The sequence below is a fragment of the Veillonella parvula genome, from assembly GCF_902810435.1.
Classification (GTDB): domain Bacteria; phylum Bacillota; class Negativicutes; order Veillonellales; family Veillonellaceae; genus Veillonella.
Window position 1 is genome coordinate 377,591 of sequence record NZ_LR778174.1, and the last position, 23,125, is coordinate 400,715.

At 36.3% G+C, this 23,125-nt stretch carries 22 protein-coding genes; 20 read left to right on the plus strand and 2 right to left on the minus strand.

The genetic code is table 11. The annotated features are described in order from the left end of the window. Positions 1 to 9 precede the first annotated feature (9 nt). The 7 genes from glmM to FNLLGLLA_RS01495 all read left to right on the plus strand — a co-directional run bounded on the left by glmM (position 10) and on the right by FNLLGLLA_RS01495 (position 7,560). On the plus strand, positions 10 to 1,362 hold the full coding sequence (glmM, locus tag FNLLGLLA_RS01465; protein ID WP_155086357.1) for a phosphoglucosamine mutase: 1,353 nt from the start codon (positions 10 to 12) through the stop codon (positions 1,360 to 1,362). A 625-nt stretch (positions 1,363 to 1,987) separates the two neighbouring features. Further along, positions 1,988 to 2,167, plus strand: a complete 180-nt coding sequence (locus FNLLGLLA_RS01470; protein WP_197922992.1) for a hypothetical protein — start codon at positions 1,988 to 1,990, stop codon at positions 2,165 to 2,167. 53 nt (positions 2,168 to 2,220) lie between these two features. Beyond that, positions 2,221 to 2,664, plus strand: a complete 444-nt coding sequence (locus tag FNLLGLLA_RS01475) for a JAB domain-containing protein (protein ID WP_156697134.1) — start codon at positions 2,221 to 2,223, stop codon at positions 2,662 to 2,664. Continuing rightward, entirely contained in the window at positions 2,657 to 3,748 is a 1,092-nt protein-coding gene (locus FNLLGLLA_RS01480; protein ID WP_156697135.1) for a HesA/MoeB/ThiF family protein, read from the plus strand. Before FNLLGLLA_RS01475 ends, FNLLGLLA_RS01480 begins: the two co-directional genes overlap by 8 nt. Beyond that, the gene (locus FNLLGLLA_RS01485; protein WP_174892186.1) at positions 3,738 to 4,841 is read left to right on the plus strand and encodes a HesA/MoeB/ThiF family protein; all 1,104 of its coding nucleotides are present in this window, start codon (positions 3,738 to 3,740) and stop codon (positions 4,839 to 4,841) included. Before FNLLGLLA_RS01480 ends, FNLLGLLA_RS01485 begins: the two co-directional genes overlap by 11 nt. Beyond that, a complete protein-coding gene (locus FNLLGLLA_RS01490; RefSeq protein WP_156697137.1) occupies positions 4,810 to 7,131 on the plus strand; it encodes an ATP-binding cassette domain-containing protein in 2,322 nt (773 codons plus the stop codon). Before FNLLGLLA_RS01485 ends, FNLLGLLA_RS01490 begins: the two co-directional genes overlap by 32 nt. A gap of 201 nt (positions 7,132 to 7,332) precedes the next feature. Next, on the plus strand, positions 7,333 to 7,560 hold the full coding sequence (locus FNLLGLLA_RS01495; protein WP_156697138.1) for a hypothetical protein: 228 nt from the start codon (positions 7,333 to 7,335) through the stop codon (positions 7,558 to 7,560). A gap of 98 nt (positions 7,561 to 7,658) precedes the next feature. Here the strand turns inward: FNLLGLLA_RS01495 and FNLLGLLA_RS01500 are convergent, their stop codons facing one another. Further along, positions 7,659 to 9,179 (minus strand): hypothetical protein, encoded by a 1,521-nt coding sequence (locus FNLLGLLA_RS01500; protein WP_156697139.1) that lies wholly within the window; start codon positions 9,177 to 9,179, stop codon positions 7,659 to 7,661. A gap of 524 nt (positions 9,180 to 9,703) precedes the next feature. On the opposite strand from FNLLGLLA_RS01500, the gene glmS reads away from it, so the two are divergent. From glmS to FNLLGLLA_RS01550, 10 genes are all read left to right on the plus strand, one after another. Beyond that, on the plus strand, positions 9,704 to 11,536 hold the full coding sequence (gene glmS, locus FNLLGLLA_RS01505) for a glutamine--fructose-6-phosphate transaminase (isomerizing) (RefSeq protein ID WP_118091032.1): 1,833 nt from the start codon (positions 9,704 to 9,706) through the stop codon (positions 11,534 to 11,536). A gap of 56 nt (positions 11,537 to 11,592) precedes the next feature. Continuing rightward, entirely contained in the window at positions 11,593 to 12,579 is a 987-nt protein-coding gene (gene trpS, locus FNLLGLLA_RS01510) for a tryptophan--tRNA ligase (protein ID WP_004693864.1), read from the plus strand. A 36-nt stretch (positions 12,580 to 12,615) separates the two neighbouring features. Then, the gene (locus FNLLGLLA_RS01515; RefSeq protein WP_004693862.1) at positions 12,616 to 13,092 is read left to right on the plus strand and encodes a hypothetical protein; all 477 of its coding nucleotides are present in this window, start codon (positions 12,616 to 12,618) and stop codon (positions 13,090 to 13,092) included. Positions 13,093 to 13,351: 259 nt separating this feature from the next. Beyond that, positions 13,352 to 14,164, plus strand: a complete 813-nt coding sequence (locus tag FNLLGLLA_RS01520; protein WP_004693860.1) for an amino acid ABC transporter substrate-binding protein — start codon at positions 13,352 to 13,354, stop codon at positions 14,162 to 14,164. 123 nt (positions 14,165 to 14,287) lie between these two features. Then, complete coding sequence (locus FNLLGLLA_RS01525; protein WP_012863877.1) at positions 14,288 to 14,944, plus strand: amino acid ABC transporter permease; 657 nt, start codon at positions 14,288 to 14,290, stop codon at positions 14,942 to 14,944. 153 nt (positions 14,945 to 15,097) lie between these two features. Next, complete coding sequence (locus FNLLGLLA_RS01530; RefSeq protein WP_077708072.1) at positions 15,098 to 15,853, plus strand: amino acid ABC transporter ATP-binding protein; 756 nt, start codon at positions 15,098 to 15,100, stop codon at positions 15,851 to 15,853. 8 nt (positions 15,854 to 15,861) lie between these two features. Continuing rightward, positions 15,862 to 17,133, plus strand: a complete 1,272-nt coding sequence (locus tag FNLLGLLA_RS01535) for a hypothetical protein (protein WP_077708073.1) — start codon at positions 15,862 to 15,864, stop codon at positions 17,131 to 17,133. 169 nt (positions 17,134 to 17,302) lie between these two features. Further along, positions 17,303 to 17,749 (plus strand): universal stress protein, encoded by a 447-nt coding sequence (locus tag FNLLGLLA_RS01540; protein ID WP_004693853.1) that lies wholly within the window; start codon positions 17,303 to 17,305, stop codon positions 17,747 to 17,749. Between the two features lie 185 nt (positions 17,750 to 17,934). Then, positions 17,935 to 18,225 (plus strand): ArsR/SmtB family transcription factor, encoded by a 291-nt coding sequence (locus tag FNLLGLLA_RS01545; protein WP_004693850.1) that lies wholly within the window; start codon positions 17,935 to 17,937, stop codon positions 18,223 to 18,225. 119 nt (positions 18,226 to 18,344) lie between these two features. Beyond that, entirely contained in the window at positions 18,345 to 19,220 is an 876-nt protein-coding gene (locus tag FNLLGLLA_RS01550; RefSeq protein WP_232054999.1) for a DMT family transporter, read from the plus strand. Positions 19,221 to 19,277: 57 nt separating this feature from the next. Here FNLLGLLA_RS01550 and FNLLGLLA_RS01555 read toward each other — a convergent pair whose 3' ends face one another. Beyond that, the gene (locus FNLLGLLA_RS01555) at positions 19,278 to 20,267 is read right to left on the minus strand and encodes an AEC family transporter (RefSeq protein WP_077708075.1); all 990 of its coding nucleotides are present in this window, start codon (positions 20,265 to 20,267) and stop codon (positions 19,278 to 19,280) included. A 391-nt stretch (positions 20,268 to 20,658) separates the two neighbouring features. On the opposite strand from FNLLGLLA_RS01555, the gene modA reads away from it, so the two are divergent. From modA to FNLLGLLA_RS01570, 3 genes are all read left to right on the plus strand, one after another. Next, positions 20,659 to 21,447: a molybdate ABC transporter substrate-binding protein gene (gene modA, locus FNLLGLLA_RS01560; protein WP_077708076.1), complete on the plus strand. Its 789-nt coding sequence runs from the start codon at positions 20,659 to 20,661 to the stop codon at positions 21,445 to 21,447. A gap of 238 nt (positions 21,448 to 21,685) precedes the next feature. Then, complete coding sequence (modB, locus tag FNLLGLLA_RS01565) at positions 21,686 to 22,354, plus strand: molybdate ABC transporter permease subunit (protein WP_101928934.1); 669 nt, start codon at positions 21,686 to 21,688, stop codon at positions 22,352 to 22,354. An 8-nt stretch (positions 22,355 to 22,362) separates the two neighbouring features. After that, positions 22,363 to 22,992 (plus strand): ATP-binding cassette domain-containing protein, encoded by a 630-nt coding sequence (locus tag FNLLGLLA_RS01570; protein ID WP_101928935.1) that lies wholly within the window; start codon positions 22,363 to 22,365, stop codon positions 22,990 to 22,992. Positions 22,993 to 23,125: the final 133 nt, after the last annotated feature.

Consider the following 23,125-nt stretch of genomic DNA (forward strand, 5'->3'; position numbering starts at 1 on the left):
AGGATAATTATGGCTCGTTTATTTGGTACAGATGGTGTACGTGGTGTTGTTAATGAGTTTTTAACGCCGGAATTAGCCTATCATTTAGGTCGTGCGGCAGGAACGCATTTTGGTAAGAAAAAGGATCATCCTACGTTCTTGATTGGTCGCGATACGCGAATTTCTGGTTCTATGCTTGAAAGTGCATTAGCGGCGGGCATTTGCTCTGTTGGCGGTAATGTAGTGATTGCAGGTGTTATCCCAACACCAGCAGTAGCGTATCTTGTACGGCAACAAGGTTTTGATGCGGGTGCTGTTATTTCTGCATCCCACAACCCATATCCAGATAATGGCATTAAATTCTTTGATGGTAATGGCTATAAATTACCTGATGAAGTGGAAGATGAATTGGAAAAATATGTTCGTCAAAGCGCAGATAATGAATTGGCGCGTCCTACGGGTGATGGTATTGGTAAAATTGAGTTCAATAGTAACTTGGCTCATTTATATGCTCATTTTGTACGTCACACAATCGATACGTCCCTTGAAGGGTTGACTATCGTTTATGATGGTGCTAATGGCGCAGCTTCCAGTGTAGGTCCGGAAATTTTGTCTGGACTAGGGGCTAAAGTCATCAATATTAACGTGAATCCAGATGGTTTGAATATCAATCATCATTGTGGTTCCACACATATTGAAGGCTTACAAGTAGCCGTACAACAACATAATGCAGACCTTGGTATTGCTAATGATGGCGATGCTGACCGCTGTTTATTGGTTGATGAAAAAGGTCAAGTCCTCGATGGTGATCAAATCATGTTGCTATGCGCCCTTAAGTTGAAAGAAGAAGGTAAACTTAAAGGTGATACCATAGTTGGTACCGTTATGAGTAATATTGGATTCCATAAAGCAGCAGAAGAACTTGGTATGAAAACAGTTTCCACTGCTGTTGGTGATCGATATGTATTGGAATACATGCGTGAACATAATCTTTCCGTTGGTGGTGAACAATCTGGTCACGTAATCTTTTTAGATCACAACACCACTGGTGACGGTATGTTAACAGCTGTTCAAGTGGCAGCTCTTATGAAGGAGAAAAAGCAACCTCTTTCTGAGTTGGCCGGCATTATGACAAAATACCCACAAGTTCTTGTAAATGTTCGTGTAGCTACAAAAACTGGCTGGGAAGACAATGACCTCATCAAAGCTGCTATCGTAACAGCTGAAGGAGAACTTGGTGACGAAGGTCGCGTCTTAGTACGTGCATCCGGGACAGAACCACTCATTCGTGTCATGGCTGAAGGTCCTAACCAAGAAGAACTACAATCCCTATGCCAAGAAATTGCTGATATTATCGGTAGAGAACAAGGGCTTGCGGATTAACTCTTAATGAGTAGTTTGATACTACTTCGTTTGGTTCCATTCTACAATTTATATCAAAGGTATACCCTCCTATATATGTCCCTTTGCTCCGTCCTACGTAAAGTCGCTGCAGGAACATATATAGGAGGGTATTTATTTTATATTTATTTAGGATGGTTATCGAATGGAACTGTCCTTGTTGCGTGAATATTTCATCATAGGGATCTTATAAAAGTTAATAATTCTATTTGGCATAGCATAGATTAATGATAAGAGTAGTATGTTTACAATTAAAATTTAGCGGGGGAGTGCTTTAAGTATTAATTATAAATTCAATAAAATCAGCAGCATATAGGAATACTCTAGATACGAAGTAATAGCAAGATATTAATTCTTATGAAGGATTTGATAAATAAGGTTTTAAGACAAGGAACTTAGAGAGTGTTTGTTTTATAAGTTGATATTATATAGCATTAGATTAAATTGCAAATAAAATATAATATAGTTGTGGAAAATTCCTTATAAAAGAATCCTTTTCATCATTTTTATGAAAGATTTATGAAAAGTTAAAATATGGATAATAAAATATTGTTAGAATGAAATAAATACAAGACAATCTTGTAAATTTGACTTTGGAGGTGAAATATTGGCAGATTTAGTGTTTGAAGAAATTGAGGAATCTGAACTTTTTGCAGATTATACAGCAGACTGTTCTGGTAGTCGTTCCGATTGCTGCACAAGAGTTTGTACTAGAAATCAATCTCTTGCAACTGAAGAGGACTGGGGAAAATTTCTTGAAATTGAGAGTGGTGTAATCCAGTATTAGAAGTAAAAAGCTGATGTTACGATATAGGTAATATCAGCTTTTTAGGTAATGCTATGAAATTAAATATGATAGGTCTATGTTTAAAAAAAATGGGAGAGATATCGCTTGATGTTGATACTCCTTATTTGTATGGTGTTGAAGGCTCACATGCAGTTTTTTTACAATTAATAGGCGATTTAAATATAGAGGTCTTGGCGGCGGTATTTCTTGATAATACTAATAAAATAATGAATTATTCAGTTTTATCAATCGGATCTGTAAATAGTGTTAATATACATTTGAATCAATTAGTAAAGTTAGCATTAATAACTAATTCTAGTAAAGTGATAATAGCTCATAATCATCCTAGTGGTGTACTAGATATAACAGATGCAGATATAAATACAACGAGATATATTGCAAAATTATTGAAAGTATTTGACATAGAGTTAGTAGATTCTTTAGTTGTAACAATTGAGGATGTGATTTCAATTCGAGGGAGTATAAAGAATGGATAATAATATAGTATTAAAAATAAAGGACTCTGTAGATTTATTTTTAACCGATGACCTTCTCTTAACCGTTTATTATATGAATACCAGGGTCCGAAAAACTTTTAAAGTAAATAGACTTACAATAAGTTTGTTAGAGGCTATAGATGGAAAATCTAATCTTTATGAATTATCAGCAATTATTAATTTACAACCTTCAGATATAAAAATATTAATAAAAGCTCTTTTACATCATAGAATTATTACTCCTGTATATAATAAAAATAATAAGGCGGTTAGTGCTAGATATTCTAGACAACTAAATTATTTTTCAGAGTTTTTTGAAACTGAAGAAGAGGGATATTTAGCTCAAGAGAAATTATCTAAGTATAAAATTTTAGTTTTAGGTTGTGGCGGAGTAGGAAGTACTATTGCTATACAGCTGGCTATGGCAGGAATCAAAAACTTTATATTATTCGATGATAATATAGTTAGGAACTCTGATATAAGTAGACATTTATTTTTTCGAGAAAAAAACATTGGGCTACATAAAACGGAGGCATTAGGACTATTTTTAAAAAATATTGATAAAGATATCAAGGTAGAGTGTTTAAACCAATATTTAGAACCTAATACTAAAATAGATCATCTAATAATGGATTCTGATTTTATAATTAATACATTAGATGAACCATATATTGGCTATACAGCAGCAAAAATATCGAGAGTTTGTGTAAAACATAAAAAGGCACATTATATTGCAGGAGGATTTGATGCACATTTGGCTAGTACCGGCGAACTGATTATTCCAGGAGTAACACCATGTGTTGAATGTTATGCGATGTATTTTAAAGAAAAGCTTAAGGGGTGGAAACCTAAAAAACATCCTGTTGTTGCTCGTAGTGCCGAGTTAGGCGGTTTAAGTAGCTTATCATTATTTTCGGCCTCTTTTGCAAGTATTGAAATAATTAAATATTTATTATCCTTAGTTCCTATGGAAGACTCATATAAAGTCCGAGGGGAGTTTTTGTTTGATACGATGGAATTGACCTATTTAAATGTACAAAAAAATAAGTTGTGCCCAGTTTGTGGAGAAAAAGATGATGTATAAGCCAAAGTTGTCTTCGAGTGTTTCTGTTGTCAAAATTAGTGATTCTATTTTAGAGTTCTTTCAGACTAGCCGAAGGCACCAGATAAGAATAAAAGTTAAAAATGATGATATTCTTAATATCGTATTGCAATTAGATGGAAATAGAGACATTAATCAACTTATTCAGGATAATAATGTTGATGAGAACCAATTGCTTAGATTACTCAAATTTTTAGAAACCAAGGGACTTTTAGATGTTGTTAACGATACTGATAAGTTTGAAGGTTATGATAAATACCGACGGGTAATTAGGTTTTTATCTGAGTACTCTAAATCAGAGGAAAACTTGTTACAGATGTGGTCTAACATCAGAAGATCTCATGTAGTCATAATTGGTCTTGGGGCGGTTGGATCATGGGTTGCCACAAATTTAGTCCAGAGCGGAGTTAAACAAATTTCTATAGTTGATCCTGATTGTATTGAAGCTTCAAACTTGCATAGACAAATGGGGTATTTTTATAATTCTATTGGCGAATATAAGGTTGATGCTTTTGAATCATTTATAAAGAGTATGGATCCTCAAACTGAAATCCATAAATATTATGAATTTATGGATAAAGATAGTTCGTTTTGGAATTCGATAGAGGATGCTGATTTGATCATTAATTGTGCAGATAAACCGACAGTTGATGAGACATCTCTAATTGTAGGACAGTTCTGTATGCAGCATAATATTCCACATATAATTGGTGGAGGATATAATTTACATTTATCATTGTTAGGGCAAACAATTATTCCATTTAAAAGTGCATGTGTAAATTGTTTTAGAAAGTCACTTGAAGAAGAAAATAATATAGATAGTACTAATATAAAAAAATTACAAGTGAAAAATCGTAAGGTAGGAAGTTTTGGTCCGGCCTGTGCAATTATTGCTAGCTTCATAGGGATGGAAGCTATTAAAGTTCTTTCTAAATTCATTTTGCCTTCAAATCTAAATCGACGAGGAGAGTTTAATATCTATACAATGGATATTAAGTATAAAGATTATAATCAACGTAGTGATTGTGAATGGTGTGGAGATAATGGATATTATAAAGATAGAAAATGCTTATGAAAATAATTTAAAACATATATATTTAGATATTCCTATTAATAAGTGGACTTGTTTTATAGGGCCTTCTGGTAGTGGAAAGTCATCATTAGTTTATGATACCTTATTTGCAGAATGTCAAAGAGAATTTCTTGATAGCTTAGTATCCAATCAATATGGGCAAAGATTATTAGAGAAGGCCAAAGTAGATAATATAATTAATTTAAAACCGGCATTGGATTTGTCTCAAAATTATTATAATACCAATCCGAGATCAACAGTAGGAACGTTTACAGATATAAGTTATTATTTGAGAACTTTATATTCTTTATATGTATACTTAGAATATAAAGTTATGGTAGATCCCTCTTATTTTTCACCTAATAATGCAAAAAGTGTTTGCTCAAAGTGTAAGGGAACTGGGACAGAGTACTGCGTAGACTTAAATAAATTGATACCGGACAGAAGTGTCAAGCTCATTCGGGGGGGGATTACTTTTTTTTCAGGCGGTAAAGATAGTCTTGCAATTAAGAAACTTGAGGCATTGTGCGAATACTACAAGATTGATATAACAAAAACTATCGATGAACTATCTGCAAGTGAGTTGGATAAATTGTTATATGGAAATATTAAATATCCAATAGAGATAATTTATAAAACACCAAAAGGAAGAAGAAAAAAAGAAAGTATTCTTCTTAAGGGCGCAATGGAAGAGCTTTCTGTGTTGTTAAAAGATATTAGAACACCGTCTACATTTATTTCAATTGAAAAATATTTAGGTGAAACTGAGTGTAGTAGTTGCTCGGGATCTGGGCTGAATGAGGATATTCTAAAGTATACAATTAATGGACTCAATATATATGATTATGAATCTTTACCAGTATATATTCTGAAAAAATATCTTATTAAATTGGAAACTCAAATATCTAAGAATACATTAATAGCACAAATTAAAAATCTTACCAAAACCATCACTGATAAAATTGATGGCCTGATAGATCTGAAAATAGGGTATTTATCATTATCGAGAAAAATTCCTACTTTATCAGGAGGTGAATGTCAGCGTGTTAGATTATCGAAGCAATTAGGCTCTTCTTTAACTGGCCTTTTATATATTCTAGATGAACCTTGTAAGGGGTTACATTATAAAGATATTAATTCAATAATTAAAGCTACTAGGTCCCTTGTTGAGAAAGGGAATACTGTAGTAAGTATTGAGCACAATTCACCATATATTTTATCTGCTGATAAAGTAATAGAAATGGGGCCTTGTGGCGGCCCTCAAGGCGGCTTCGTTATTGATGAAGGTAGGATGGTAGGCTTATGTGATAAGAAAAATTACTCCCTACCAGCTTCGCAGTTAGATGAATGTGAGTATATTGATATCAAAAAAATTAATAAGTTTAATTTGGTTGATATTGATATTCAATTGCCGGTAGGTTGTATTACAGCTATTACCGGTCAGTCCGGTGTCGGTAAAAGTACGTTAGCGAATGTTATTTATGATTATGTAAGTAAAAAATTATATAAAAAATCTTTTAAACATGCTTATATTGTAAATCAGAAACCAATTGGTAAGAATTCGAGATCAACGTTAATTTCTTATCTTGGGATATATGAGCATATTAGAAATATTTTAGCAGATACAGATTTGGCAAAAAAGAACAAAGTAAAGCCAGTTGATTTTAGTATGAATTCAGGTCATGGTCGATGTGAAACTTGTAATGGGGTTGGACGAATAAAATTAGATTTACCATATATGGAAAATGTTTTTTGTAAATGTCCGACTTGTGATGGCAAACGCTTTAACGAAAATGTATTAAAAGTTAGATATAATGGAAAAAATATTTCTGATATTTTAGATGAATCTATTTCCGAGATTAAAGATATATTTAAAGAGCATTTATCTGTTTTTAAAATGTTAGAGTTTTTAGTTGAAATTGGATTAGGATATTTGAAGCTTGGGCAGCTGACAATGACACTATCAGGCGGAGAGGCTCAGAGGATAAAAATTGCTAAGTTTTTAGCTAATAGACAAAATAATTCATTATTTATATTAGATGAACCAACAGCCGGATTATATTCGTCTGATAAAGTATTAGTTATGAATATGATTAAACAATTATGTTCCAAGGGAAATACGTGTATTATTATAGAACATGATTTTAATGTTATTTGTAATTTATCAAATTATATGATTGATATGATAACTGATAATCAAAATTATGTGAAGGTAATATATGGACCAATTGATAAAGTAGTTAGTAATCCTTTATCATCATGGTATGATTTGTTTTTATCTGATATAACTTAAAACTATTAATATTCTGTAGCTATAGGTAAAAGAAGCTTGGTTCAGTTTAGGAACCAGCTCTAAATATTTATCTTATTATGATAGTGAAATAAATGAGTCTTTAGCGGTTATTTATATATTTGGAGTAAATTGATTTTTAGTAATGCATTGCTAGAGATGTTATTATTGGCTATAAAAAGAAATTTGTTAAAGGGGAAAATAATGGGCTTGTTTGATTCAATTAAAGAAAGTATTAAGGAATCTTATAATGATTTTCAAGAAGGTAGACGATATTATAAAGACAAATATGAATGGCGTGATGATGAATGGATAATTCGACGTTATGAAGAGTTGAATGATAGGGCAAGACGTAATATTATGAATATTAAAGATGGTGAATTATCAGCACTACACGATATTATGCGTGAAAGAGATTTATTAGATGATTAGCATAAGGTAATGCCCTAAATGTTAAAGAGGATTGTGAGCTCTGTTACTTGCAATCCTCTTTATTTTTTAGATGTTGTAAATTATTTGATGTATGTGAATTATTTATCAGCCACAACGAGTTTATATCCATTTAAGTGAATGTTACTACCTGTTGAGTCTTCGTTGTTCAAGGATTTTACATAGCTGTCGCCTGTTAATATCCAATTGGAGTCTTTGCTGAGTTTCACAGTTACTTCTTTAGCAGCATTGTCTGTGTTTACAGCGCCTACAAGACTAGATCCATTTGTCATGTCTAGTGCGATGGTACTGATTGAATCAGCCACAATATTACCGCTTAGTTCTTGATTAGATGTGCGGAGTGTAAGATGACCGCCGTTCTCACCAGTTTTTCCCCAACGGGAGTCGGCAGCTGCTTTCACTAGGGTAGAAGTGTTCGGCATAGAGATTACATTGTTAGAAAGGTCTACTTCAGCAGTAGTGTTGTTTACATAGAGGAACGCACCCGTAGCGTGAGTTGTAAGTGTGTTATTTTCTGCTTTCAGACGAGCAATACCGTTTTCAGCATCACCAGAGAAGCTTTGATATAGCATGAAACCATTATCTTTGTAGCCTGTTACATTGGAGTTTGTAAGGGTAATAGAATTTTTACCTTCTACGACGCCAATTTCACTGTTATTCGCTATGCCGTTGACATTGTTCACTATAATATTACCCGTGGAGTAGATAACAGGACTGCCTTCGCCAGATGTCGTAAGTTTGGCTGCTTCTGTGGTGATAGTGCCTTCTCCGCGATCTGTAGCAAGTGTAGCAGAGTGAGCCCCTTCAGTGGTGATAGTTAGGTTTTTGCCATTTACCGTACCTTTGTAAGTAGCATCTAAACCACGAGAGGAATCGCTTTTGGTGTGAATATTAGTATTTTCTACGTTGATAACAGAGCCTTCACCAGTGGCAAAGACTGCGTTAGAGCCTTTAGAGTTAGATGTAATATTACTGCCTTTAATATTGATTTGGCTCCCCTCGATACCGAGGACTACTGCATTTTGACCACGGAAATTGCTGTTGTCATCGCTTGTAGTGTCGCCTGTTTTATCGAAAACGCTATTTTCAATATCAATTACCGCTTTATTTTTACCGATGAAAGCATTCTGATCGGCCGTTGTGTTTGTCATCGATTCGTGAGCAATGGATTTGTTTTCTGTAGCGATAGTTGTGCCTTTAAAAGTACTAGGATCTACTTCAACTTGTGGTGCCATTCCATTAGGGGCTCCATTCTGCATAGCTGTTGGAGGCATACCGTTAGGAGTGCCAGAAGGAGGATTCCCATTTGGAGGTATTTGGTTAGACGTGCCTGTAGGGACATGACCGGCAGGTGGTTTGCCGTGAGGTGCACCGGTTGGAGGTGTGCTTCCTTGTGCAGATGGTACTGTTTTAGTTTGTTCTGTTGTGGTTACAACTGCTACGTTGGTATTAGTTTGAGTCTCTGCAGCTAATGTTGGGATAACTGCTAATGTCGATAAAGCGGCACCAAGGACTGCAGGTAACACCCAACGACGTAATTTTCTATATGATAAGCTATTCTTTTTAGTTTTATGTTGTTTCTTTATAGTTGTTTTATTCATGATTAATATCTCCCAAATTATATACATACATTTTGAAAATACAACAAAATCTAATTGCGTAAAATTTAGAATGATAGAAGTATAATTTCTTACAATGAAAAGGATGTGAAGCATAGAAACAATCTTTTTTATTCCTTTTGACTTATCTGTGGTGGTTTACTTTTTATCGATTTTTCTAGTATAATATACCTCAGTACATATTTTATTTTGTACTGATTCTGCCGTATATCATAGAAAGGAATTCCAAATTCGTAAAGGCGAATAGCGCAAGTACCCGCGAAGGCAGTCGTTAGGGTAGACGAGGTGAAGAGTGATCGAGTCATCAGCGGATGCTCTTCCGGCATATTCATGTCGTAACAGGTATTAAAAAGCCCATCGGTAACGATGGGGACAAAGTATATCTGAATGAATTGTATTGAACTAATATTTAATACATTAAATAGAATATTAATCTAGAATATTAATTAGTTAGCCTTAGTTTTTGCTGGGGCTAGAAATACCCCCAGTTATAGGAGGATATACGTATGTGCGGTATCGTAGGATACATTGGCTTTAATCAAGCATCTGATTTCTTGTTGGACGGTATGGCAAAGTTAGAATACCGTGGTTATGACTCTGCAGGTATTGCTGTTATCGGCCCTGAAAATGTTATTAAAATTCAAAAGAAGGTTGGCCGTCTTGCTAATCTTGAGGCAGTTGTGAAAGCAGATCCTAATGAAGGAACTGTAGGCATTGGTCATACACGTTGGGCTACACACGGTCGTCCATCCGACATGAACGCCCACCCTCATGCATCTGAAGATGGTAAATTTGCTGTTGTACACAACGGCATTATTGAAAACTACATGCCTTTAAAAGAAGAGCTTATTGCAAAAGGGTACCATTTCAAATCTGAAACTGATACAGAAGTTGTAGCTCATTTGTTAGAGGATATGTACGATGGCGATTTCGTGGGCACAGTACGCCGCATGCTAGCTCGTGTTGATGGTGCGTATGCTCTTGAAATCATCTGCTCCGATGAGCCAGATAAAATCATTTGTACTAAAAAAGAAAACCCATTGGTTATCGGCCTTGGCAAAGGTGAAAACTTTGTAGCATCCGATATTCCAGCTATCATTAACTACACACGTGATACATACATCTTGAGCGATGGTGAATTAGCTATCGTAACTCGCGATAATGTATCCGTATTCGACCGTGAAGGTAACCCTGTTGATAAAGAGGTATTCCATGTAAATTGGAACGCTGAAGCAGCAGAAAAAGGTGGTTATGAGCATTTCATGTTGAAAGAGATTCATGATCAACCTAAAGCTGTTCGCGATACATTCGGTACACATATCTCTGAAGATGGTAAAACAGCAATCTTTGATGAGCTAAATTGGACTGCTGAAGATGTAGCAGCTTTCAATAAAATTCTCATCGTTGCATGCGGCACTGCATACCATGCAGGTCTTGTAACAAAACAATATATTGAAAACTTGGCGCGTATTCCAGTTGATGTGGAAATAGCATCTGAATACCGTTACAGCAACCCATTGACTGATGATAAAACATTATGTATCGTTATTAGTCAATCTGGTGAAACATCCGATACATTGGCGGCTTTGAAAGAGGCTAAACGCCTTGGTGCCAAATCATTGGCCATTACCAATGTTGTTGGTTCCAGCATTTCTCGTGAAGCAGATAACAAAGTTTACACATGGGCTGGCCCTGAAATTTCTGTAGCGTCCACAAAAGCGTACACTACTCAATTAGTAGCGGGCTTGTTATTCGCCGTATACCTAGGTCAATTAAATGGTAAATTAAATCCAGCCTTAGCCGAAGAAATTCTTAGCGGCGTTAAAAACTTACCATCCTTGATTCATGAAATCTTTGAAGTAGACGAAGATATGAAAGCCTTTGCTAAACATTATGGCTTCAAATCTGATGCATTCTTCTTGGGCCGTGCTATCGACTATGCAGTAGCGATGGAAGGTGCTTTGAAGTTGAAAGAAATTTCTTACATCCATGCTGAAGCATATGCTGGTGGCGAATTGAAACATGGTACATTAGCTCTTATCGAAGAGGGCGTACCTGTTATCGCATTGGCTACACAAGAGGATGTTTACGATAAGATGATCAGCAATATCCGCGAAGTAAAAGCTCGTGAAGCTATTGTAATCGGTATTGGCATGAAAGGTGACGAAGAATTATCTAAACACGTAGACCACACAATTTATGTGCCTCGTGCGAATAAATTTATCGCTCCAATCTTAGCAGTTGTACCATTGCAACTATTGGCGTATTATGCAGCAATTACACGCGGTGCAGACGTAGATAAACCACGTAATTTGGCTAAATCTGTAACCGTAGAATAATATATAACCAACAGTGCTTTGGCACTGTTGGTTTATTTCAATATAGGGAGACTATTATGGCAGTTATATTTTCCGGCATCCAACCAAGTGGGGAGTTAACACTTGGTAACTATTTGGGGGCTTTACGTAATTTCTTAGACTATCAAGATACTGATGAATGTTACTATTGTATCGTTAACCAACATGCGATTACGGTACCGCAAGATCCAAAAGAATTATTTCAAAACACTCGTAATTTGGCTGCATTGTACCTTGCGGTTGGCCTTGACCCTAAAAAGGTAACATTGTTTGTTCAATCCGAAGTACCTGAGCATGTTAAGCTCGGTTGGGTTATGCAATCTATTAGCTATGTTGGCGAATTAGAGCGTATGACTCAGTACAAGGATAAGTCTCAAAAGCAAGGGGATTCTATTCCAACTGCATTGCTTACGTATCCACCGTTGATGGCGGCAGATATTTTGCTATATGGTACGAATTATGTTCCTGTAGGGGAAGACCAAAAGCAACATCTCGAGTTGACTCGTAATTTAGCAGAGCGTTTTAACCGTAGATTCGGTGAAACTTTTGTAGTACCTGATATCAAGGTCGGCGAAGGTGGCGCTCGCGTTATGAGCTTGCAAGAACCAACTAAGAAAATGAGTAAATCTGATGATAACCAAAATGCTACAATCCGTCTTTTGGATGCACCAGATTTAATCGTGAAAAAGTTGAAACGAGCTCAAACTGATTCTGATAATGCGGTTCGCTATGATAAAGAAAATAAACCTGGCATCTCTAACTTGATGGGAATCTACCGTGCTATTACAAAAGACAGCTACGAAGCTATCGAAGAAATGTATGCTGGTAAGGGTTACGGTGTATTTAAATCCGATATTGCCGATCTATTAGTAGCAACCCTTGAACCAATTCAACAACGTTACAATGAATTGATTACAAGCCCTGAACTGGATGTAATCCTCGATGAAGGGGCTGCTAAGGCGCATGCTAAAGCAAGTGCAATGTACTGTAAGGTAGAACAAGCTATGGGCTTGTGCCGTAAATAAAATCATATAGTAGACTTTCAATTTGTGAGGTAAACCATGACGAAACAAGAGGCGATGGAACGCTTTTCATCAGGTGCCGTACAACAGAGCATAGAAATACATCGCGGTATACAGTGGACCGGTCGCATCATCGGTCTAGTTGCGTGTGCGTTGATTGTAAAATATATGCCCTCAGACTGGGCGGAACGTGTATGGTATTATCTGTTGTTGCTCGTGATATTATGGACCCTTCATAGATTAGGTGAAAGTCAAGCTTTTATCTGTGAAAAGGGCCTCGTGTTAAAACGTAGGCCCTTTTCTGTGAAAGAATACTTTCACAGTTTATTCTATGGGGATGAATATTTTGTCTTTGTTGATTATGAGCATATTATTGGATTCACTGAGGAATGGCGTGAGTTGCAAGCGATGAATGGTCATGGTGGGATTTATGTGATACCACTTGATCTGCATCAGGTGGCGTATAAGGATAAAATGGCGATGATTGAGGCTATCCATAAACATACGCAGTCATAAAGTGTAAGTACGAAGCGTCATATAATATAGGCATACAGAAATATAAATATAGGACTACAGAAACATAAAGCAAATGAATCTAGAATCATAAACTATATATGTGGAGAGTCTGTAAAATAAAAAATGCAAAATTCATCGAATTAACTATTTACAACTTTAACGAACTAAAGTATAATACAATCATTAAGTACGGAATCTAAATCTGTATTGAACATATTATTAAGTAGTAAATGGGCGATAATCGCCGTGGAGGATAGTTATGAATTGGAAAAAGATGATGGCCGTTGGCCTTGCAGCCGTGTCTATGATGGCATTTGTAACAGGTTGTGGTGGTGACGCTAAAAAAGCTAATACAGAATTGCCTAAGAAAGTTGTTATCGGTTTAGATGATAGTTTCCCTCCAATGGGCTTTAAAGATGAAAAAGGAGAAATCGTTGGCTTTGATATCGACATGGCTAAAGAAGCAGCTAAACGTGCTGGCATGGATGTAGAGTTCAAAGCTATCGACTGGTCTAGTAAAGAAGCGGAACTAAAATCTAAAAAAATTGATGCGTTGTGGAATGGCTTAACAGTTTCTCCTGAGCGGGAGAAAAATATTTTGTTCTCCAATACATATATGAAGGATAAACAATATGTTATTGTTCGTAATGACGATGATTCCATTAAAGGAAAAGCCGATTTAGCTGGTAAGGTAGTAGGCGTGCAACAAGCTAGTACTGGTGAAGCAGCATTGCAAAACGACCCAAGCGGTAAGACGGTTAAAGAGACAAAATCCTATGCGGATTTTGTAAGTGCCTTCATGGATCTTGGTATTGGTCGTGTTGATGCGGTTATTGCTGATGGTGTAATCGCTCGTTATCTTATGACAAAAGAACCTGGTAAATATAAAATCGTAGAAGGTACTGACTACGGCGTTGATAATTTCGCTGTTGGCTTCCGCAAAGATGATACTGCTTTGCGTGACAAAATTAATGGTATCTTAGCTGAAATGAAAAAAGACGGTACTGCTGATAAAATTGCTGAGAAATGGTTAGGCTCAGGCGCAGACTTAGATAAGAGCGATGCTAAATAGTACAATTCGTGATATACTAATAGTACTATGGTCAGTAGGTACAACTGATAATTAAAGAACGAAATGTACACTAGAGAAGCGGCCAGATGGCCCTTCTCTAGTCGTGTTTTGAAGGAGTCTTTCATGTTAGATTATTTATTGCAGATTATCCCAACCATCGCTGATGGTTTAAAGGTAACCGTATCGCTATTCTGTATTGTATGGATTTTATCTATTCCTGGTGGCATTTTAATGGCTATGTTACGCCTATCTAAATTGCCTTTAGTAGATAAGTTTGTTGATGCTTTCGTGTATTTGATGCGGGGCACACCGTTGATGCTACAAATTTTATTCGTCTATTATGCATTGCCAATCATTACAGACGGTGCCATTCAGATGGATGATGCGACGGCAGCAGTTCTTACCTTCGTATTAAACTACGCAGCTTATTTATGTGAAATTTTCCGCGGTGGTATTCAATCCATCTCTCGTGGTCAATACGAAGGGGCAAAGGTTCTTGGCTTTACCTATGCACAAACTATGCGTAAGATCATCTTGCCACAAATGTTTAAACGTGTATTGCCTCCTCTTGCGAATGAGACGATTAACTTATTGAAAGATACATCTCTCGTGTATGTATTGGCGATGAATGATATCTTGCGTATTACAAAATCTATCGTACAACGTGATTTTGATATTTCTGCATTCCTCGTGGCAGCATTATTCTACTTAATCTTTACCTTTATTTTAACGAATATCTTCAACTACTTAGAACGAAGATTTGCTGTATACGAAGATTAATCTAATTCTATGGTAGTTTGTCATATGTAATGATGTAGCTAGTTTTATAGGTGAGATACTTTTATTTGATGTCTATAGATGCGATTTTATAGATGAGATATCTTTACTTGAGGCGCTAGTTATATACTTAATATGACGATGTAAGAGGTACTTATGACATTTGTAAATATGGAGCGTATTGAAAAACGCTTTAATAATCAAACCGTATTGCGCGATGTGTCGCTCAAAATGAATAGAGGAGAAATTGTTTCTATTATCGGACCTTCTGGTTCTGGTAAATCCACGTTTTTGCGCTGCTTAGGTCAGTTAGAAACGATTGATGGAGGCTCTATTACCGTTGATGGTACGATTCTTGCTAGTACTGAAAATGGGGTTGTAAAATACGCTTCTCCTCAAACTCAGCATGAATTATTGCTCCGCATGGGTATGGTATTCCAATCTTTCAATTTGTTCCCGCATATGACGGTATTAGATAATATTATGATTGCTCCACGTATGGTAAAAGGTATGAAAGATGACGAAATCTCACCGATTGCAGAGCAATTACTCAATAAAGTAGGATTATGGGAAAAACGAGATATGTATCCATCTCGCTTGTCTGGCGGTCAGCAACAGCGTGTAGCTATTGCCCGTGCGCTAGCGATGAATCCAGAAATTATGCTCTTTGATGAACCCACATCTGCTCTTGATCCTGAGCTTACTGGTGAGGTTCTTAAGACAATCAAACAATTAGCGGACGATCACATGACGATGATTATCGTAACTCATGAAATGAACTTTGCTCGTGAAGTATCGGATCGTGTTATCTTTATGGCTGATGGTGTTATTCAAGAAGAAGGAACACCAGAACAAATTTTTAGTCATCCGCAGAACGAAAGAACGAAAGCGTTCTTGGATAATATGTTATAGGAGGTTCTATGAAGTTACGTTTATTTGCGGCAACCTTAGCTGTTATGGCTTTGGGAACGACTTCTATTATGGCAGAAGATTTACAGAAGACGCCTGATACACCTTTATCTATTGTGGAATCTCAGAAGGATTCCGCATCTATTTTGCCAGAACAATACAAATCCTATGCTACTAAGATGAACACGGTGGTGAAGGATTACAAAAATGGTTATATGTTCTCGATTCCTTGGCGTGTAGCTGATGGCGTTATGTTAGATATGGATGTGCGTAGTGAAAGTGAACATATTCAAGGGTATTCCTTCAATTTAGCGGGCCCTACGCAAGAGGATTCCTATACAGTATCTTTTACTAAGCGCAATAATACACCACAAGAAGGAATATCTCAAAAAGAATGGAATACGACTTGGTATGGTGTACCTATTAAGGGCATGTCTAATGAGGAGTATTTAAATATCTGGCGCCAACATAGCAATAACTTTGAGCATAATGATATTGTTGGTGGGTTCTTTGCTAAGAAAGGTGCAGTTTCCGCACGCTGGGATAAGAGTACACCAAAATCTTATGCAGATATGACATCTACAGAGCCGGTTCAGTCTGTATTTGAAGCAGAATTTATCATGGAGAAAGATCCAACTCATCGGTACAATTTGTCTAGTACGTATGCACCTGTTCGTGCAGAGTTTATGGAGCTAGGTTTGATGGAGCATACAATTCCATCCTTTGAATTGATCAATAAGCGCGGTTCTAATGCTATTAAAGGGGTAAAAAAAATATTAACCGGCACAAGCGATATCAGTGTTGCAGAAGGTATCAAATTTACCTATCCAAAAGGTTTCACCCGTCTTAATGAAAAGGGTAAGATTGCTTTCACTAAACATAATATACGCCTCGACATTGAGTCTTTTACAATCCCAGTACAAGCTGTCAGCTCCGGTATGCCGACAATGATGGGCAAGCAAATGCTTGGTGACTATTATCTTAAACAATTGGTTGATGTGAACAAGGCCACGATTACTCGTTATGAAACGCATATCATTGACGGTAATGTAATGTTCTATTTGGCGGGCCATATGAAAAATCCAAATACGTCTGATACAGCTGTAGCGGAACCAGTATCCTTTGGCGCAACAATTATTCTTGGCAATGAAGGTAATGTAGCAGTAGCTCGAATGATTGGTCCATCCGGTAGTAATCTTGCTACTCAGGAACTTATAGATGTATTAGATGGTTTTAGATTGACTACTACACTTAATACAAACCAATCGTCTCAGGTTCTTTAATATACGCATAATATTCTTTTATTTGTATAATTCTGTACGATTTGTGCTATAATGTAATAAATCCTCAGAAAAAAGAGGAGTTTTCCTTGATGGTCTAGAATATATTAGTATAGGCTAAACGATATTTGATCATATCCCCTTTGAGGGATTAGGAATAGGAGGGGTTATTATGGTTACCTACAAAACTATTGTCGTACCTACTGATGGTTCTGAAAATGCTAAACGTGCGTTGGAACATGCTCTCGCTGTAGCGGATCGCAACCAAGCTGAATTGATTGTTGTTCACGTTGCAAATATTGTGTCTGCTATTTCCAATTTTGATCAAACACCAATTTCTGGTGGATATGTATCTGAGCAAATTGCTGAGGATATGGAAGAAACTGGTAAGGAAATTCTTAATGATGTAGTGAAAGAAATTCCTGCAGGCGTAAAAGTTAAAAGCGTATTTGAAGTTGGCTCCCCTGGACCTGCACTACTTGCAGTGGCAAAAAAATATAATGCTGATCTCATCGTAATGGGTAGCCGTGGTCTTGGCCCTTTGAAAGGCTTATTCATGGGTAGCGTAAGTAGCTATGTAACTAGCCACTCCACTTGCCCTGTATTAATCATTAAATAATTTATATCTTATATAGATATGATAAAAAAAGAGACTTTGGTTTCTCAAAGTCTCTTTTTTATGTTAAAAATGATATAATGTCTATATGTGTGCCATACATATTGGTGTTATACGTTAAGACGTATCGATTAGTGACATAGAAGAGCTACAAAAAAGAATGGATAGGATTAAAAAAGGGGGATTATATGACCGACAAACAAGAATCATTGCTGAAGCTAGCAGAACTGTTTAAAATCTTGGGTGATCCTACACGCCTTAAAATAGTAGAGCTATTACTAGAAAATGAAATGTGTGTTAATCACATTGCAGAAACCATGGAGATGGGACAATCTGCTATTTCTCATCAATTGCGTGTATTGCGCCAAGCACGTCTTGTTACATATCGTAAAGATGGGAAAACAGCATATTATTCTCTAAACGATGATCATGTTGAATGTTTAGTTCGCATGGGGATGGAACACGTAGCTCATCAATAATTTAAATTTTTTATAATGAACACATTTCGTCCTACTTAGGATGAATTGTGTTTTTATATTTTATATATTTTATTTGAGTTGTATTTGATTATGGAGAAGTATATAAAGTGAATCTGTTAATGAAAAATATAGGAATATTAGTGGTGTTTTTAGCTACTGTATTCTTATCAACAAAATCTATATGGGCAAAACTAATTTATTTAGATTCACTGAGCCCTTTGAATGTTCTTGTGTGTAGGGCTGTTTTATCATTACCTTTTTTTCTTATACCAATGATTCGCTTTGATTGGAATAGCGTGAATAAAAGTAAGGTTTTTAAATACTCATTTTTGGGGGCTATTCTTTATGTATCTTCATCTATAACGGACTTCATAGGATTATTATATATATCTGCCTCATTAGAACGTGCTGTTCTATTTACATTTCCAATTTACGTTTTTCTGTTATCATCAGATTTATCACGCATTACATTTTCAAAAGTAGTTTTAATTGTATCTACTGTGCTAGGATTAGCAATTATGTTTAATCCTACCGTTGATAACCACCTTACAGATACTTTAATAGGCATTTCACTAGTCTTGCTTTCTGCAATCTTTTGGGCGTTGTTTATTATTTATAGTAAGAGGGCTGTTTCGAATATTAGTTCTACTATTTTTACCAGTACTTATATGTGTATAACTACAGTACTTTTACTTCTCGGCTTTATAATTGATAGCAAAAATTTTACTACATTTTCAACACTCCAAACGCATACTATGATTTATTTAGTATTTTTGGCCATTTTTTGTTCTATCATTCCTTCATACTTGATGTCTTTTGGTCTTAAAAGAATTAATGCATCTCTTGCAGCCGTTATTAGTGCAATGGGACCAATAGTTACTTTAGCTTTAGATGTAGTTATTCTTAATCATAATTTAGCCTTGAATGAAATTATTGGTGCTATAATTGTTACAGCTTGTGTAACTTGTTTAACAAGGCTAAATGCTAAGGCATAAAAAATCACTCATAGTCATATGGCTATGAGTGATTTTTTATAACTATGATTTTTTATTTTAATATAATGGGAATAGATAATAGGCTATAGTAATAAACAGTGGCATTGTTATAGCGGATAAAATAGTTGTGCCCATTACGATTTGTGTAGCATATTCTGGATTATTCTTCATTTCAATAGCAATAAGAGACATATTGATAGCGGTAGGTACGCTGTAGGTTATGATGATAGTTTGCGCCGCTATTGGATGCATAGGTCCATAGAACATAATGAATAATATAGTAATACCAGCTGCTAGGAGTGGACTCACAACGAGCCGTAATGTGGTAGCAAGCATGACATCCATCTTAAAGAAGTTTAGCGGTGTTCTATTAATTTGAACACCCAAGGCAATCATAGCGACGCCAACGAAGGCATTGGCAAATATATTGAGCGGTGCAAAGAAGAAGAGACCGTGTAAATCGAAAGGGAGTAGGTGGCAAAGTAGTGCCAGTGGGATGGCATATACCATAGGCATGTGGAATACGACTTTTAGTGCATCCCGAGGGGTTAATCGTCCTGCTCCCGCTTGGTAGAAACCGTAGGTATTACTGCTAATAGTTTGTATGATCATGATAGATACAACACTCACTAAACCTAGATTAGCATAGGGGGTAGCACCATCGATGACATATGGAATGTTAGTAAATACAAAGATAGCAAGGGCGACACCCATATTCCCAACGTTATTAAACATAACGCAGTTTTTTAAGGTTGCAATCTTAGCCACATCATATCCTTGTATCTTACCTACCACATCTGAAAGGATGGAGTTTAGTATGAGTACACAGAGCGCACAGAATACAATCTCCAAAGTACCTGAGTTAAGTTTAGCTTCATACATCGCTCGAAATATAAAGGTAGGTAACAATATATAAAAGTTTAGTTTACTCAGCGTATATAGATCGAGTTTAAATTTTCTATCTAATATAAATCCCACGCCTATAAGTACTAAGATAGGGACCATAGAATTCATAAAAATATGGCCTACTAATTCGAATAGATTCATCATCTCACCTAGAGTTTTTCTTTAATATATTAGTTAATATATAAGGCATAATTTTAGTTTATCGTATAACTATATGTAGTAAATATACAGTTGTTTTATATAAGCTGTAAGTGAATAAGTTTTCTAAAATATTTTTATCCTTTATAGTATTATCATACCATAGTATCTATTGTTTGGGGCTTAAAAATTTATTGATTATTATTACTTATCATAATCATCAGAAATATCTATGTAGAATGTGATTTTAGTATACGATTTCAATCATTGATTTATAGTATAATATGTATATGTTGTATATGTTGTATATTTCAGTTTGTTAGTACGCGAAGTGTCTCTAGGTATTACCATGGCGTTTACAGTATGGCGTTTTAAGGGATGCACAGGAGGAATTATGAAACGAATTTTATTAGTATTAATAAGCGTTTTCATGCTTGCTTTTTTAGTAGGTTGTGGTAATGATGCAAGTAAACCAACTGAGTCAGCTAAACCAAGTACATCTGAAAAGATTACTGTACAAGCTGCAGCAAGCCTTAAAGGTGCTCTTACAGAATTGGCTGATGCTTACAAAAAAAGCCATAACTTAGCGGATGATCAAATCGCTATTAACTTCGCTGGTTCTGGTACATTACGTCAACAAATCGAACAAGGTGCACCAGCTAGTTTATTTATTTCTGCTGACGAGAAAAATATGAAAATGTTACAAGAAAAAGATTTGGTAACTGATGTAAAACCATTCGTAACTAATGAACTCGTTCTCGTAGTTCCAAAAGGTCAACCTAAGGTTGAGCTAAATCAAATCGCTACAGTAAAGCGTATCGTATTGGGCAATCCTGAAACAGTACCAGCTGGTAACTATGGTAAACAAGTATTAACAAAACTAGGCGTTTGGGAACAGGTAGAACCTAATGTAGTATACGCTAAAGATGTAAAAGCTGTAACAGCTTCCATTAGCCAAGGTGCTGGAGATGCTGGTTTCATCTATAAAACTGATGCTATCGCAGCGGGCGATGCAGTTGAAATCTCTGCAGTAACACCGGCTGATTCCCATGATCCAGTTATCTATCCAATTGGTATTATTAAAAAATATGACAACGCATTGGCAAAAGACTTCTACCAATACGTAATGAGCCCAGAAGGCCAAAAAGTATTAGAAAAATACGGTTTCTCTACTTCTAAATAAGAGTAAAGCGCTAGCTTTCAGGGCTAGCGCTTTCTTATGATACAATAGAGATATTATTGATATTACTAATCTTATGATTGCTCACTGTATGCTTTTCTTTTACTCATTTGTAGTGATGAGTGCTTAATAATCTAACATATGATATGATTTTGGGCATATAATTTGTTTGAAAAGTATTTTTGAATTAATGGATATAACACATACTTTAGAGTTGTTGTGTATAGAAAGGGGGCGTGACATGAGTCCATTATGGCTGTCGCTATGGGTGGCAAGTATAGCTCTTATTATAGTTATTTTAAGTGGCTTAGCGACTTGTTACTGGATGAACCGTTGCAAGTGGGGTGGTATTGCCATTCTTGATGCACTTATTACCTTGCCACTTGTACTGCCTCCGGTAGTTGTTGGTTTTGCGTTACTTATGGTATTTACTCCAGGTTATGCGTTTGGTGCTTGGCTTGAAGCTCATGGTATGAGTGTTGTTTTTGCTGCATCCGGTGCCGTGATAGCCTCCTCTGTAATTGCATTTCCGCTGTTTTATCAAACGGTGCGTTCAGCATTGCAATCCGTCGATCATAATATGGAGGACGTAGCGCGTACATTAGGTGCTTCAGAGTTACGTATCTTTTTTACTATCTCCGTACCACTCGCTTGGAAAGGCATTTTGACGGGCAGTATCTTAGCCTTCTGTCGTGCTATGGGCGAGTTCGGTGCTACCATTTTGATTGCAGGCAATATTCCAAAGGTAACGCGCACCATGCCACTTGCTATCTACTCTTACGTAGAGGCAGGGCAGTACATGGATGCTTTTGAATTAGTTATCTATATTTGTGTGCTCACATTGGCATTGTTGAGTGGAATTCACTTCATCACAAAGGGGTCCTTGTTCCATCACATTGATAATAATTAGGAGGTCCGATGATTACATTTTCCTTTACCGTAGCTAGACCTTCTGTGACTGTGAAAGCCGATGGGGTACTTCCTTCTGGTATTACCGTTTTGACAGGTCAATCCGGCAGTGGTAAAAGTACTTTCATTAAATGCATTGCAGGACTTGTAAAACCCACTACAGGTAGTATTCATTGTAATGAAACAACGTGGGTGGATCGAGATAATAAGATTTGGGTTCCCGCTCAAAAACGTCAGGTAGGGTATATGCCACAAGGCAACATCGTATTCCCTCATTTGTCTGTGGAACATAATATTACCTATAGCAAACGAGGCACACCTGACATGTGCAATAGTCTATTGCAGCGTTTAGGTCTTGAGAAATACCGAAAAACGAAGGCTGGCAGCCTGTCTGGTGGCGAACAGCAACGAGTTGCTTTGGGGCGTGCGCTATACTCTAAACCGACTATCTTGCTTCTCGATGAGCCTTTATCTGCTTTAGATTGGAACTTGCGAAAGCATGTGCGCGAAGATTTGGTGTCCATTATTCGCGAGTGGGATGTACCTTGTGTATGGGTTACTCATGATGAAAGCGAAGCCGAAATGGTTGGAGATCGGCACTGGACCTGTGAAGAAGGACAAATTCAAATATCTAAATAACAATAATGTAAATAAAAGAATCTAAATAACAAAACCCCTTCATACGAGTTATTGCTCCTAAAGGGGTTTTATTGTTTATATAGCAGTTCCTATTTAGTTAGTCTCCTATCTTGGATGCTTGTTGTATATATCC